Source organism: Candidatus Chlorohelix allophototropha, from assembly GCF_030389965.1.
In the GTDB taxonomy this organism is placed as follows: domain Bacteria; phylum Chloroflexota; class Chloroflexia; order Chloroheliales; family Chloroheliaceae; genus Chlorohelix; species Chlorohelix allophototropha.
In genome coordinates, this window is sequence record NZ_CP128399.1 from 2,237,415 (window position 1) to 2,252,656 (window position 15,242).

The following is a 15,242-nucleotide window of genomic DNA, read 5'->3' on the forward strand; positions in this document are numbered from 1 at the left end:
ACAGAGGGATTATTTATGACAGCCGAGGCACAACCAATTTTAAAGTTAGTAAACGTATCCAAGCGCTTTGGGGGCTTGACCGCAGTAGATCAGGTCAGCTTAGAAATATTCCCCGGTGAAGTGGTAGGTTTATTAGGCGATAATGGCGCGGGTAAATCCACTCTGATTAAAATGATTTCAGGGGTGTATCGCCCAGATGGTGGGCAGATAATATATCAAGGCAAGGAAGTGCATTTTTCCACCCCACTGGAAGCACGGAGGCAAGGTATTGAAACGATTTACCAAGATTTGGCGCTTTGCGAAAACCTAGATGCTACTGACAATATTTTTCTTGGGCGTGAGCCTATCAAACATACGCTTGGCATCTTTAATCGGGTAGATCGCAATTACATGTTGCGGGAGTCAAAGCAAGTGCTTGACCAACTCGACATCATAATTCCAAACCTAAAGCGTCCTATTCGGCAAATGTCCGGTGGGCAACGTCAGGCAGTATCTATTGCGCGGGCGGTTTATTGGAACGCTAAATTAATGATTATGGACGAACCAACCGCCGCGCTCGGTGTGCCGGAGCAGCGCAAAGTGCTGGAATTGGTACATACTTTGCGACAACGGGGTGTTCCGGTAATCGTAATCAGTCATAATATGCAGGATGTTTTTGCGGTAGCCGATCGGATGGTGGTTATGCGGCGTGGTACGAAAGCCGGAGAGCGCAGTGTTACCAACACTAACCCCAACGAAATAGTCAGCCTGATGGTGGGGGCAGAGTAGAATGTATGAGCAAGTCCGGTTGTAGGGTAACTGAACTGCTTCTCGCCGATTCGATGCGCTCAATACAACTTGAAAATGAATACCTATCCACTACCATACTGGTTGATAAAGGCGCTGACATATATCGACTGGAATACAAGCCGCAGGGTATTGATGTACTGTGGAAAAGCCCATGGGGATTAACACCCCCGAAGGGTTATTTTTCTAACTTTCGCTCAATGGATAATTGGCTAGAATTGTACGAAGGGGGTTGGCAGGTTATCTTCCCGAATGGCGGTGAAGCCTGTGACTACAAAGGTGTGGAGCTAAACTTTCATGGTGAGGCTTCGCTAGTGGCTTGGAATTATGAGATAATAGAAGCAAGCAAAGATAGAGTAGAAGTTTATCTCTCAACTCGTCTGCGCCGTAGCCCTTTTCGGTTGGAACGCACGCTACTGCTTGAAGCGGCTAGTCCAATCTTGACCATTCGGGAGAAAATTACCAACGAAAGCGGCGAAACCCTAGAAGCTATGTGGGGGCATCATCCTGCTTACGGTGCGCCTTTTCTAGGGTCTGACTGTCGGCTCGACATCGGGGCAGTTTATCTGAAAGCGGATGACCGAGACGACACTTTTCCCAATCCCCTAACGCCCGGTGAGCGGTATCGCTGGTCTTTGGGTGAGCGCGAAGGACGCTCAACCGATTTGTCGTTAGTTCCGGGAGAACAAACGCCCCGGCACTTGTTGGCATATTTTGATGAGTTTGATTCGGGTTGGTACGGGCTTACCAATACCCGTCTCGGCTTTGGAGTCGGGTTGGTGTGGGACAGCAAGGTGTTTCCTTATGCGTGGTTTTGGCAGGAAATGCATGCTTCGAGTGGGTTCCCATGGTACAAAGAAGCTTATGTAATGGCGGTTGAGCCGTTCAGTAGCTATCCAAGCCAAGGTTTGGCAAATGTTATAAACAAAACCGGCACGCAGCAAATCTGGCAACCGCGCTCTTCGCGAGAAACCGAATTGAAAGTTCTATTTTACGAATCGACAACCGGCATAGAACGGATTGAACCGGATGGAAAAGTTTGGAAGCGCACAGGCTAAAAGACCTGCTACCGGGCAACCCGTTATCATTATTGTATCGGGACCACCAGCCAGCGGTAAAACTAATCTGGCATTAAAAATTGCTGAGCATTTTACCTTGCCTTATTTTAACAAGGATAGTATTAAAGAAATTCTGTTTGATAAGTTGGGTTGGAGCGATATTGCTTGGTCTCGAAAACTGAATCTTGCCAGTATGGAAATACTATATCAGATAGCCGGGGCGCAACTCGTTGCTAAATGCAATCATATTCTCGAATGCAATTTCAAACCGGAATTTGATACATCCCGATTTCTAGATTTGCAAAAGCAATATGACTGTAAATATATTCAGATACAATGTATTGCAGATGGGGTTGTATTGTTGGAACGATTCAGGCAACGCGCGCAAGCGGGTATCCGCCATCCCGGACATGTAGATCACGAAATTGAAAGCTACCTTGAGCCGCTTCTACTAAGGGGACGGCAGGGCAATCTGGAAATTGGCGGTAGCTTGCTTGAAGTGGATACAACAGACTTTTCCAAGATAAATTATCAAGCTCTGTTCGATTTTATTTCTTCTCAGCTTGCGATAGCGTGAAAATCAAATGCGCAGCGGAACTAATCTACCCAGAGTAAAAGATTATAATCAAGGGGTAATCCTCGAAGCAATCCGGTCTGATGAAGGTATTAGCCGAACCGAACTTGCCACCAAAACCGGACTGACCAAACAAACGGTTTCGGTTATAGTAAAACGGTTGCTTGATCAGCAATTGGTGCGAGAAGATGGTATTCGAGCATCCAGCGGCGGCAAACGTGCCACCAACCTCCGCTTAGAACGAACTGCGCGCTATACCATTGGAGTCCAGCTTGATGTGGACTATACCAATTTGGTAGTAATGGCGCTAGATGGCAAAGTAGTCGCAGAATCTTACCACAATATTTCGACTATCCTCACCCCCTATGAGGTAATTTCCAAACTGGCGGAATGGATCAAGGAACTGGTAATTGAATCTGCTCTAAATAATGATAAAATTATTGGAGTTGGGGTCTGTGCACCCGGCCCTCTCAATTACTTTAAGGGAATTATTCATAATCCACCTGCCCTTAAGGTTTGGATTGATATACCACTCAAGCAACTTCTGGAAGTTCAGACTGGTTATCATGTGATAGTCGATAATGATGCTACCGCTGCCGCAATCGGAGAACGTTGGTCAGGGGGAGCGCAAGGGGTTAACAACTTCGCTTTCATTTACATGGGAACGGGTATCGGGGGCGGGTTATTTATTGAGAATCAGGTTTATCGTGGCAGCACCACTTATGCGGGAGAGTTTGGACATATGAGTCTCAACCCATATGGTGCGCCTTGTTTTTGCGGGAATCGGGGTTGCATTGAAGTTTGTTGCGCTCCACCAGCGATTGTTGACGTGATACATGCCCGGCTTGCAAACGGCGAACCGAGCATACTCACCGAGCTTTATAACACCGATCCCGTTAAAGTCGATTTTGAGGAGATTGGCGAAGCCGCTCTTTCGGGAGACCCGCTGGCTTTGCAAGAGATCGAACGTGTTGCTTGGCTCTTGGGTAACGGGGTGGTAAACTTAGTTAATCTTCTGGACGTTTCGCTGGTTGTGCTGGGAGGTAAAGGGTTTCGCAAACTTGGCACACTTTATCAACGCATAATTCAGGAAGTGCTAGACCAACGGGTAATTGCCCGCTCTCGACGTGATATTCGGGTGGAATTATCGGCGGCTGGTGAAAATGCCGGAGCAGTTGGCGCAGCCTCCTTGATACTACACGAATTCTTTGCTCCGCGTCTGGCAAGCCTGAATCCGACCTAACATACTTAACATAGCAAGGTAAAATATGGCAAAACCCGAAGTAATCGCTCTGGGTGAGGCTTTAATAGATATTACACCCAGACTGCCGGGCGGCAATATTGTTGCCACCGGGGAAATGTACATGTCTGCCAGCGGCGCACCGGCGATTGTTGCGGCGGCTCTGGCAAAACTGGGAACTGCTACCGGCTTTATCGGCAAGGTAGGCGCTGATTTCTTCGGCTATCACCTTAAGGATGCGCTTGATGTGCTTGGCGTGGATACTGCCGGATTAGCCTTTGACAAGGATCATAATACCGGACTGGCTTTTGTAAACTGGGACGAGCGCGGCAATGCCCAGTATCTCTTCTACCGCAAACCCTCCGCCGATACTATGCTGGCAACCACCGATATCAACCCGGAATATATTGCACAGGCGAAAGTGCTTCATTTTGGCTCACTCATGCTGGCTACCGAACCTTCCGGTGAAGCTACCCGATTCGCCTTGCAAGTCGCCAGAGAAAATAAACTGATTCTTTCTTACGACATTAATCTGCGCCTTGCCGGTTGGCGAGATGAAGCTACTGCTAGAGCAGGTGTTTCTTATCCGCTCGACTTCGCTACTATCGTAAAAGTTAATCGCCAAGAATTGGCTTTCCTAACCGGAGTGGATGACCCGGCAGAGGGCACTGCAAAATTATGGCGCGAGAACTATGGGCTGGTAATTGTAACTCTTGATAAGGACGGTTGTTATTATCGCACCGCCAATGCCAATGGAAAGGTAGCCGGTTTTGAGGCAAAGTCGGTGGATACGGTAGGCGCGGGTGATGGCTTTATCGCCGGAGTGTTGGATATGTTAAACCGGGGCAGGTTTGCTTTTGGGGATGAAGCTTTGATTAGAAAAGCTTGTTTGCAGGGCAATGCGGTCGGCTCGTTGGCAGTTTCCCGGCAGGGCGCTATACCATCGCTGCCCGCACGCCCAAAAGTTGAGCGTTTATTTCGAACAAGAATCATATGATACTTAATCTGCTGCCGAATCCCGCGCTAGATAAAACTGTGGTGGTGGAGGGTTTTGAAACCGGAAAGATTCATCGTCCGGGCGAAGTGCTAATTCTGGCAGGCGGAAAAGGCTTCAATTTTGCCCGCTCCTTAAAAAATCTGGGGGTGGATTCGCTGGTAGTTGCGCCACTGGGCGGACTTCTAGGCAATTATTTGCTGGAATTGGCGAAAACCGATAGCCTCGCTTGTGACCCACAACCTGTAAAAGCCGAATTACGAACTTGCCTGACAATAATCGACCCCGCAGCACAATATCGCTTGACCGAGCTTTACGAGAAGGGAAAACCGCTTGAGGAAACGGAATGGGCGAATTTAATCTCTCGCACTATCTCCCATTTTCCCGAAGCACAATTCCTGACCATTTCCGGTAGTTTTCCGCCCGGTGTGCCGGAAAGTGGCTTGGTAGCGCTGCTGCAAGAAGCGAACCGGATAAACCTGCTGGTATTAATCGACTCATACGGTGCACAAGTAAAACGAGTTTTTAACCTAGCCCCGGCTCTTCTGAAGATTAATCAGCATGAGGCAGCAGAGCTTACAGGCTTGCGCGTTAACAATCCATCTGAAGCGATTCAAGCCGCCAGAAAGCTGCAAAGGCAGGGTATAGCGCAAGTGGTGATTACTTTGGGGAAATTTGGGGCAATGGGATTGACGGCGCAAGGTGAGAGTTTTAGCTGGGCTTCTCCCCCTGTCACTCCGGTGGTTAGTGCAGTGGGCAGCGGCGATGCGCTTTTTGCCGGAATCGCTATGGGGCTGGCAAAAGGTTGGTCTTTACCAGAAGCTCTACGGTGGGGAGTAGCGGCAGGAGCGGCTAATACCCTTCAAATTGGGGCTGGTCGCTTTGAATTGCAACAAGTAGAGCAACTATTACCCTCAAACCCCATCGAAGGCGCTTAATAATATTAGCCTATTTTCCACGCTGAAATAAATTCCCCTACACCTCCAGATTTCCGAACAAAATCTCAAGAAAGCAGTAATTAAGTATTAATCAAAGTTGATTTGCTATTTGTAGGGCTGTTGCAAGTTCAGAAAGGGAGTGCAGGTGGAACGCCTGCCGGGGTCGCAAGGGGTGTCCCCTTGAACCCACCCTCTCTTCTACTTTCCGCCGGGAACAGCAGGTTATTGCCCTAATAACGTTTCTTGCAACTGCCCTGCTGCTATTTGAGCAGGTTTATTCTTTTTAAAGCTCTGATATAGAGCAAAACCTATTGGGAAGCAAAATAGCAGACAATAATTAATAAAATTAAATACCGTTGTAAGGCGATTCGTAACAATAATGCTGTAACTTTTAATTGATATATTAATTATAAAAATTTTCTTTTTAACAGCGAAGTAAAACAAATGAAGCAAATATTTGTACTGGGTGCTTACGGGCAGAACAATATCGGAGATGATGCGCTACTTGAAGTATTCAAGGAGCAACTCAAGGACTATAATCTCATATTCAATTCTGCCCGCCCTGCCGATACCGAAAAACGGTTTGGAGTAAAAGCCGTTCCAACCTATTTATCAATACCTCGCTTTGCTCGTCCCACGGCTTTTGCCCGCTCACAAGCAATAGTTTTCGGCGGGGGCAGTTTGCTAAAGGAAATCGAAGGCAGTACTCCCCGTAAAATCGCCTACTTGATTCGTATAATTTTGCTATTGTTAGCCGCCCGCATATTCGGTAAAAAAACCTTTATGCTAGGGGTGGGCATGGGACCATTACATGGCAAAATCTACAAAAAACTATCCTTATTTGCCGCAAATATGACCGACCTAATCTGTGTACGCGATACCGCTTCGGCTAAACTACTACAAGAGTTAGGCGTAAAAAGCAAGGTGTTGGTAACAGCCGATCCGGTATTTTTAATGCAACCGGGCGAACTAAAACCAGAAAATGCCTTTCCATTTGAAGATGCCAAAACGCCGCTCGTAATCGCAATTCCCAGATACTCACTTGAAAAAGAAGAAAAGCGTGCCTTTGCAGAAGCCTGTGACCTTATGGTCGAACGCTATTCCGCCCGAATTTTATTAATTCCATTTCAAGTAGGGTTTTCCAAAAAATTTGATGATGTAACGGCTTCAGAAGAAATCAAAAACATGATGCGATACGGGCAAGAAGCCCGAATCTGGACGGTATCAGAACCACGTGTAGCTTTGGCTGCCTTTGCCCGTGCAAATCTGATTTTGAGCGCAAGGCTTCATGGCTTAATCTTTGGCGCAATACAAAATGTCCCACTTGTAGCAATAAACTATGAAGTGAAAGTGGGTAATTTTATGTCCGAGCTTGGGCTGAGTCGACTTTCACTTACTTCTCAGGAGCTAAAAGAAGGTAAATTAAAAGAGGTAATGGAAACAGCATGGCAAATGCGCCAGAATATTTCTTACCAAATTTCAAATCGAGTCACGAAAATAAAAAGAATAGCTGCTTCAAACTTTGAAGCGGCACGCAAGGAATCTAAAGCGGCAAAGAGCAACAACATTATTAAAAGCGGCTCAATCCTTCTGGTAAGCACCACCATTGTAAATGCCGGAAACTATATTTCAAATCTGATACTCGGTAGGTGGCTAGGTCCGGCAGGGTTTGCTGATTTCAGCTTGATGGTAACTCTCTTACTGGTAGTAGCTTTTATCAGTTCTACCTTACAAATGGTTTCTGCTAAATTTACTGCAATGTATGCGGCTGAACGCGAACCCGCTAAAATTTTTGCGGTGCGTGCCTTGATAGGAAAATGGGCGTGGGGCTTAGGTATATTGCTAGGCTTAATACTGGGCTTGGGCGCACCGCTATGGTCTAGTTTCTTCTCTACTGCCTCGCCTCTACCCTTTGTGCTCTTGAGTATCGGCTTACCTATATATTTGGGTTTAGGCGTTGACCGGGGTGTTTTGCAAGGGCGTATTCAATTCGGAATACTCTCTCTGAGTTACCAGAGTGAGATGTGGACTCGTTTAATCGGAATCATCGTACTGGTAGCCCTCGGCTTTGCTGTAAACGGAGCAGTTGGGGCTATAACCTTATCGCTTGCTGTTTCATGGGTGGTATCAAGGAAAGCACGCAGCGGTTTGGCAAAAGGTGAGAAACTAACCCGCAAAGAAAAACTCCAAATATTGAGCTATTCTGGACCTGTTTGTGCCGCATTAATCGGACAGGTAATTATAAACAATAGTGACATATTAATGGTTAAGCACTTTTTTAGCTCGGAAGAAGCCGGACATTATGCCGCAGTTGCCTTAATCGGGCGAATTGTATTTTTCGCCACTTGGTCAATTGTAACCATCCTTTTCCCTATAGTGGCGCAAGCTCACCAGAAAGGGCAGCCTCACCGACATTATCTCTGGATTGGGTTAGGTATAGTGGGCATGATTTCAAGCATTATTGTGCTGGCTACAATTGTTATACCAAATCAAATCATACTGTTGCTTTTTGGGGAAACGTATTTGCACGATGCAGGGTTGCTGTGGCTCTATGCCCTTCTAACCGCTGTTTACGCAATGGCAAATGTGGTTATCAATTATCGCCTTTCGTTGGGCAATGGCGCTGGAAGCTTCTTTGCGGTTTTGGCAGGAATTTGCCAAGTTAGTGGCATATGGCTTTTGCATAGCAACTTAACGCAAATAATTCTAGTGCAATTAGTGGTTATGAGTGGATTATTGTTAATATTACTGGTTTGGAATTTTTTAGTGACACGCCGTTCAAAAAGTATAGTGGCGCTGGGATAGCGATATGGACAAACAAAAATTTCGAAAAATATTCTTGAATAAATGGATGGCGCTGGTATTCGGTTTGTTAATGGTAATAACAGTGATGTGGCGCATGGCAGATGCTGACGCGCCTACAATGAGTCATCCTGCGCAGAAACAGGTAAAAGACATCTTATATTCTTTACAAGATAGCGAAGCAGAACGCGCTAGCGGGGCTTACTTCCCCAGTCAGGGAGTTTTTATTTCGCTTGATTTGATTCGCGGACCAAATTCAGTAAAAGGTAGGCAATCCTTTGAAGGTGTACGGGATTGGGGCATCTATCTGATGCAAACCTTCGGGGGTAAGTTAACAGCCGTACCGAAAGAGGAAAACATCGCTATTTCGGTTGATTTCTATGATTTTCCTATGTTCGTTTACCGACAAGTCGTGTTTATCAGTAAAGCTGCGGATATTAAAGACCCCTCCAAATATACAATATATCTGGACGGCAAGCCATACGGTCAGGCAGCCGGACAAAGCACACAGTCCGCACAGGTTACTACTACCGCTGCGACTAAAAGCACAACACCGGTTGCCACTACAACTTCCGCGGCAAACAACACTGCTGCCAAAGCAACCACTCAAGCCTCTGCTACTACCGCTGCGACACCTGCTAAAACCGGTCCGGTTAAAGTCCAAGTAGATTTCACCGACCCACAGGCAGCCGCGCAACAATGGAAAGTAATCAACGGGCAGTGGGCATTTAACAGCGGCAGTTATGTGCAAAGTGAGCTAGGAAAATTCGACCTTGTCAGTATGTTTACTACTCCATTGGCAGGAGATATAAAGCTCCAGGCTGATATTAAGTATGTACAAGGCGATATGGGAGGAGGCTTGATCTTTAATGCGCCAAAAATGGACACAAAAAGCGGGGCATATATGGTCAGCTATACCGGTAAAGGTACATACTTGCAATGGGGTTATTACGATAGTACTGGGATATTCCAATATCAGGGTGGCGTATCCGTACAAAACAGCCAAGATGGCAAAGCGCATACCCTTGCAGTTAAAACCACCGGCAATCTCTATGAGGTGAGTGTGAACGGGGTAGTGCTAGGAAGCAAAATACCGATAAATGGCACATTGGGTGGTTATGCCGGGCTGCTGGTTTCAACTTCTCAAATTAATTTCGATAATGTTAAGGTGGAGAGTACACAGTGATTACCGATGTTCGCAACTTTAATACAAAAGTTGAGAAACCACGCCGTACACATCTGAAAGTGCTGGGGCTTAGTATAGAGCTTAAAACTCTAAAAGTTGTTTTACTCACTTTTGTAGTAACCCGCTTGATGATTTTCTTTATAATTTTGTTATCATCAACTACTTTCCCGATGAGACTAGGCGCATACTTATACTCAAACCCCGACAACCTACTTTTGGACGGTTTGGTACGAGATGATAGCTGGTGGTATCATAATATTGCTACGCGCGGCTACAATATGGGCAATATTCAGACTGGCGCACAAGGCAATACAGCCTTCTTCCCGGTTTATCCCTTGCTGGTAAAGACCGTTAGCGGGTTGGTAGGTGATGTCTTTTTTGCAGGAATACTCGTTTCCAATATTGCTTTTCTGTTTTCATTAGTTTACATGTACCGATTGGCGCGGCGCGAATTTGATGATGATACCGCCGGGCGTGCTATTTTTTACTTTGCTGCTGCGCCCACCGCTGTTTTCTTCTCCGCGATGTACACCGAAAGCGTTTTTATGCTAGCCATACTCGCTACCTTCTATTATGCGCGTGAAGGTCAATGGGATAAGGCAGCAATAGCGGGAGCAGTGGCTTCCGGCACACGCAATACGGGGGTAATAATAGCGCTCTCGGTGGCGTTGGAGGGGTTGTATCAAGCCGGATTCCGCTTTAAACCGCCGCGTTGGAAACGTGCAGCTTTAAAAAGACACTTTTTTGCTCAAGTGAAAATAGTTCCAAAAGCATGGCGGAGCTTTGTGGCAGCCGCGTTTGTACCTGCCGGATTGATTGGCTACATGGCTTATCTGGCAAATGCCTTTGGCGATCCACTAGGCTTCATACACGTTCAAGCTACTTGGGGTCGTGAGGTTACAGGAGCAGGTTTTACCAAGATTTTCAGCGATACCGCAACTCACCTGAATATCGGCAAAAACTTTATGGCAGGGCAATTTGATACCGGAACTCTGCTTAACCTGCTTTCAGCGGTGGGCTTTGGGGTTTTAGTAATTATTACACTTTTCAAACTACGCCCAACCTTTTCGATCTATGCGCTGCTTACTTTCCTCGTACCTCTCAGCACCGGGTCGGTTGGTAGCATGACCCGCTATATTCTGATGTTGGTTCCATGTTTCTTGCTACTGGCGAAATGGGGCAAGAATCCGATGGTGGACAAAGTAATTGTCGGGATTTTCGTACCAATGATGGGCTATATGTCCATAGTAATGTCTCATTGGTATTTTGCAGGTTAGGGAAAACGAGAGTGGGTGCTTGCCCACTCTTATAACCAATCTCAAATTTCCCCTTTTCCACTAGAATAGTTATCACCCCCATACTTCTAGACCTCGATCAAGTATATTGGGCTATTCCATGTGCGTTCCACAGTTCCAATACTTTTAGCAATAAACTTGCCTCTGAACCAATTTTTCTACCCATTATAAGTTCTGAAGTGAAAGAAGGAAGTATGGAACAGCCCCGTTTAGAGTCTACATGGAGTATATATATTATAATAGAATAAGCAGCAAAGAGATGTGTTTATTGGCAGAAAAGAGTAGAGAATACCTAACACCAAGCTAAATGAATTGGTTTCACTCAGCTAGAATCTTCTCAAAAAAGGCGTTTATATTTTCCGCGATAGCTATGGAAATGACATCTCAAAATTGAAAAGGTATGGTATCCATGAGCGGTGAATTGGTATTAGGAATAGATATAGGTACTTATAGCTCCAAAGGGGTCTTATGCGATGCCAGTGGTAAAGTGCTGGCTACAAGGGCAGTTGAGCATGGCTTGTCACTGCCAAAACCCGGTTGGGCGGAACAAGATGGCGAGACAATTTGGTGGTCGGATTTCATAAAACTATGTCGCAGCCTTCCCTCTGAGGCGGGTTGTTCGCCTGAAGAAATTGCAGCGGTGGCGGTATCCGGGCTAGGTCCAGACCTCTTACCACTAGATGAAAAAAGTCGTCCGCTACGTCCTGCAATTCTGTATGGAATTGATACCCGTGCCTATAATGAAATCGAGCAACTCAATCGCCAGTTTGGTGAGCAAGAATTATACGAATTGAGCGGGATGGCGCTCACTTCACAGGCAATCGGACCAAAATTATTATGGCTGAAGAATAATGAGCCAGAAATTTACCGTCAAACGCGCTATATAACTTCATGTAGTAGTTATCTGGTGCAACGCCTGACCGGAGAGTATGTGCTGGATTATCATACCGCTTCTCACTTCAACCCGCTTTTCGACATTCGTAACCTAAAGTGGACTGACCGTTTCGCAGAGCCAATCTGGGATGTAGAGAAATTGCCGCGCTTAGCATGGGCTACTGAAATTGGCGGGCAGGTAACGACGCAAGCCTCCAAAGAGACGGGGTTAAAAAGTGGTACGCCCGTAACCACCGGCACAATAGACGCTGTAGCCGAAGCGTTAAGTGTTGGCGTTGTAGAACCCGGCGATATGATGTTAATGTACGGCACTACCTTTTTCTTTATTCTGGTAGCAGAAAAGCCCGTGACAGACCCACGCATGTGGCTTACTGCTTACGCCAATTCAGGAAATTATGCGGTAGCGGGTGGAATGTCCACTACCGGCGCGCTGACCAGATGGTTTCGAGACCAACTCGCCCCGGATTTACTGGCAGCCGAGCAAAAAGGCGGCGCGCCCGCCTACGCCATTCTCAGCGAGGAAGCGGGGCATGTTCCTCCGGGCGCACGCGGTTTGCTGGTTTTGCCCCACTTTCAGGGAGAACGCACGCCCATTCATGACCCACACGCCAGAGGGTTATTCGCAGGACTAACCCTAACACATACTCGCACCGAGATGTATCGGGCTGTGTTGGAAGCCACCGCCTACGGCGTAAACCAAAACCTACAAGTAATGCAAGAGATGGGCGCAAAGCCAAAACGATTGGTAGCGGTAGGTGGTGGCGCAAAAAGCAAAACATGGCTGCAAATAGTCAGTGATGTGACCGGAACGAGTCAGGATGTGCCACAGCAAATCATCGGTGCATCTTACGGAGATGCCTTTCTAGCAGCTTATGCCTCTGGTTTAGTCAAAGATTTCGATACCCTATCAAAAGTTTGGGTGGGAACGCCTGCTAGAATCGAGCCGGATGCTAAAAATCACGCCCTTTATAACGAATATTACGACCTGTTCCTACAAATGTACCGACAAACCAGCGAAATATCTCATCGGTTGGCACGATTAGGCGCGCAGGATTTTTAACAAGTTTACCATAAGGAGAATTATGTCAACTAACCTCAACGGTTACGGAATAATCTGGGATATGGATGGCACTATGGTTGATACTATGCCAATTCATCTTGAGGTGCTGACAGATTTTATGACTTCGCAAGGCTTACAATTTACCGAAGAAGATTTTATCCGAACCAGTGGTATGCCCACTATCGAAATATTTAAGCCATACTTTCCCAAAGCCAGTTATGAGGAGTTGCATAACCTTAGCCTTTTAAAGGATGCTGCCTTCAGAGAAAAAGCCGAAAAAGTCGGGATTCCATTTCTACCCGGGGTAGCGCGTTTATTACAACAACTGAAAGAAGCAGGCTTTAAACAAGGGATAGCCACAGGCTCACCCGCTAAAAACCTAGAATTGGTATTTAACAGCAACCCGGGCAGTCAAAACTATTTTTCAGGAACAGTGGTAGCAGAGGATACCAAACGAGGTAAGCCCAATCCAGAAGTGTTTTTGAAAGCCGCCGAAAAATTGGAAATTGCTCCTGAGAAGTGTCTGGTGATTGAAGACGGAACTATGGGGATTGAAGGAGCGCACCGCGCGGGGATGCGTACCATCGCTTATGACCCCGATTTAAGCAGAGTAGAGCTTTTTAAGCGAACGGGCGCAACCGTTGTGATACAAACGCTTGAAGCATTAAGCGTGGATTTTATCTGGAAATTGCTGTTGAGTTAGTAACCAAAAGCCATCCCTGTGAGGTTCGGGAGCAGTGTACTCGGCAAGTGAGTACAGGTCGGATAATGCTGCCTGAGTATTCCTCTAAATCTGAGGGTAGTACACCAACGGTATCCCCTGCTCTGCTAATTACAGTATGATGATTGACATGAAATTGGCAAGCATATATGATTAAAAGGTTGAAAGCTTATGTATTAATATCTTTATAATTCCATACACCGGAGTTTGTAATAAATGCTTCAAAAGTTACTAATGTACACAAAGGCATTGAGGTCTTGTGTTCACTTAAGATATAGCTTGGCTAACTTTATATGTTTTTTCCTACCAAAATTCTTTAGTGGATTAATCAGAGCCAAAATTTATCGAGTTGCCGGTTTTGATATTGGAAAAGGTTCTTTTATTATGGGCAATGTTGAGTTGCTAAGTGGAAATCCTGATTTCTACAAGAACCTTAAAATTGGCTCCAGTACTCTGATTAGCACCAATGTAACCATTAATCTGGACGATAAGGTAGTTATAGAAGATTATGTTACTTTGAGTCCGTTTGTTCGTATTTATACCGGAACTCATACTATAGGTAATTCGGGACATCGGTGCAATAAGCCGCTCTATAAGCCGGTTACTATTGGACGGGGTAGCTGGATTGCCTTAGGAGCGATTATACTGCCCGGTGTTACAATTGGACGAGGTTGCGTTGTGGCTGCCGGTTCTGTAGTTACGAAAGATGTTCCACCTGACAGCTTTGTAGCGGGAGTACCGGCTGAAGTAAAAAAGGTTCTTACGAATAGTTTGCCTGTCTCTATTTAAAAGAAAAAGAAGCTGTAGATCACTGCTTTGAAAGAAAACCAGTATTTGTACCAGACGTTTCCGCTAACGAAACGTCTGGTTGGATAGCTCCAGAAACACCGTGTAAAGTTAAAATTAGGCGGTTGCACGTCGGAAAACGTTGGCAGCCCAATAAACACACAAGCCTGCTAGAATTATAACTAAGCTGTAACCAATCCACACTGAACTATCACCATAATCTCCGACGAAGAGTGAACGGGTAGCATTGACCACATAGTAAAAAGGGCTGATTTTTGCAGCGCCTTGTAACCAATCAGGTGCAAAGGTCAGCGGCAATAAAATGCCTGAGAGTAGTAATAAGGGCGTAGTCAGAAAGTTTAGAAGAGGGGCAATTGCATCCTCACTTTTAAGTAGCAAACCAAGTGCGTAGGAGAACGAAGCCAACGCGATGCCCATCGGGATTACCAGAATCAGGCTCAATAGCACGCCCCCAAAATCAGCCTTCAAGCCCATCAGATAAGCTACTGCTATCAGCAAGACACACTGTACCAGCAAAATCAAGGCATCTCGCAATGCTCGTGCCAGCAAAGGGGCGAGGCGGTTTACGGGCGTAACTCGAAGACGTTCAACCACTCCTGCGCGCAAATCGGCGATTATACTAAAACCCACAAACATAGACCCGAACATACCGAGCATCACCAGCATTCCAGGGGTAAAAATAGTCAAGGCGTTAGTGCCGGGCGCACCGCCGATAAGCATCTTTTCCAGCAACGGCCCGAACAAAAGTAAGTAGCAGATTGGGGTAAAAAGGGCTACGATAATCCAGACTGGCTGCCGCAGTGTATTTATCAAGTAATTTTTAAAGAGCAACCACGTATCGCTTATAAGTTTCATCTATTCTCTCCTGTAATCGGTTTATCCGGCTA

General features: G+C 46.1%; 13 protein-coding genes. 12 read left to right on the plus strand and 1 reads right to left on the minus strand.

Going from position 1 to position 15,242, the window contains the following annotated elements; translation table 11 throughout:
• Positions 1–15: 15 nt before the first annotated feature.
• From OZ401_RS09850 to OZ401_RS09905, 12 genes are all read left to right on the plus strand, one after another.
• Entirely contained in the window at positions 16–768 is a 753-nt protein-coding gene (locus OZ401_RS09850; RefSeq protein WP_341468056.1) for an ATP-binding cassette domain-containing protein, read from the plus strand.
• Between the two features lie 5 nt (positions 769–773).
• The gene (locus OZ401_RS09855) at positions 774–1,844 is read left to right on the plus strand and encodes an aldose 1-epimerase (protein WP_341468057.1); all 1,071 of its coding nucleotides are present in this window, start codon (positions 774–776) and stop codon (positions 1,842–1,844) included.
• Positions 1,816–2,421 carry a P-loop nucleotide/nucleoside kinase family protein gene (locus OZ401_RS09860; RefSeq protein WP_341468058.1) on the plus strand — a complete coding sequence of 202 codons (606 nt, stop codon included), beginning with the start codon at positions 1,816–1,818 and terminating at the stop codon, positions 2,419–2,421. Before OZ401_RS09855 ends, OZ401_RS09860 begins: the two co-directional genes overlap by 29 nt.
• Before the next feature lie 7 nt (positions 2,422–2,428).
• Positions 2,429–3,661 (plus strand): ROK family transcriptional regulator, encoded by a 1,233-nt coding sequence (locus tag OZ401_RS09865; protein ID WP_341468059.1) that lies wholly within the window; start codon positions 2,429–2,431, stop codon positions 3,659–3,661.
• A gap of 25 nt (positions 3,662–3,686) precedes the next feature.
• On the plus strand, positions 3,687–4,655 hold the full coding sequence (locus tag OZ401_RS09870) for a carbohydrate kinase family protein (protein ID WP_341468060.1): 969 nt from the start codon (positions 3,687–3,689) through the stop codon (positions 4,653–4,655).
• A complete protein-coding gene (locus OZ401_RS09875; protein ID WP_341468061.1) occupies positions 4,652–5,590 on the plus strand; it encodes a 1-phosphofructokinase family hexose kinase in 939 nt (312 codons plus the stop codon). Before OZ401_RS09870 ends, OZ401_RS09875 begins: the two co-directional genes overlap by 4 nt.
• A gap of 444 nt (positions 5,591–6,034) precedes the next feature.
• Entirely contained in the window at positions 6,035–8,395 is a 2,361-nt protein-coding gene (locus OZ401_RS09880; RefSeq protein WP_341468062.1) for a polysaccharide pyruvyl transferase family protein, read from the plus strand.
• A gap of 4 nt (positions 8,396–8,399) precedes the next feature.
• The gene (locus OZ401_RS09885) at positions 8,400–9,578 is read left to right on the plus strand and encodes a hypothetical protein (RefSeq protein WP_341468063.1); all 1,179 of its coding nucleotides are present in this window, start codon (positions 8,400–8,402) and stop codon (positions 9,576–9,578) included.
• Positions 9,575–10,855 (plus strand): glycosyltransferase family 39 protein, encoded by a 1,281-nt coding sequence (locus OZ401_RS09890; RefSeq protein WP_341468064.1) that lies wholly within the window; start codon positions 9,575–9,577, stop codon positions 10,853–10,855. The genes OZ401_RS09885 and OZ401_RS09890 overlap by 4 nt, the downstream gene beginning before the upstream one ends.
• A 427-nt stretch (positions 10,856–11,282) precedes the next feature.
• Positions 11,283–12,827 carry an FGGY-family carbohydrate kinase gene (locus OZ401_RS09895; RefSeq protein WP_341468065.1) on the plus strand — a complete coding sequence of 515 codons (1,545 nt, stop codon included), beginning with the start codon at positions 11,283–11,285 and terminating at the stop codon, positions 12,825–12,827.
• A gap of 22 nt (positions 12,828–12,849) precedes the next feature.
• Positions 12,850–13,530 (plus strand): HAD family hydrolase, encoded by a 681-nt coding sequence (locus OZ401_RS09900; RefSeq protein ID WP_341468066.1) that lies wholly within the window; start codon positions 12,850–12,852, stop codon positions 13,528–13,530.
• Between the two features lie 402 nt (positions 13,531–13,932).
• Complete coding sequence (locus OZ401_RS09905) at positions 13,933–14,337, plus strand: acyltransferase (RefSeq protein WP_341468067.1); 405 nt, start codon at positions 13,933–13,935, stop codon at positions 14,335–14,337.
• 114 nt (positions 14,338–14,451) lie between these two features.
• Here the strand turns inward: OZ401_RS09905 and OZ401_RS09910 are convergent, their stop codons facing one another.
• A complete protein-coding gene (locus OZ401_RS09910; protein ID WP_341468068.1) occupies positions 14,452–15,210 on the minus strand; it encodes an ABC transporter permease in 759 nt (252 codons plus the stop codon).
• Between the last annotated feature and the right edge of the window lie 32 nt (positions 15,211–15,242).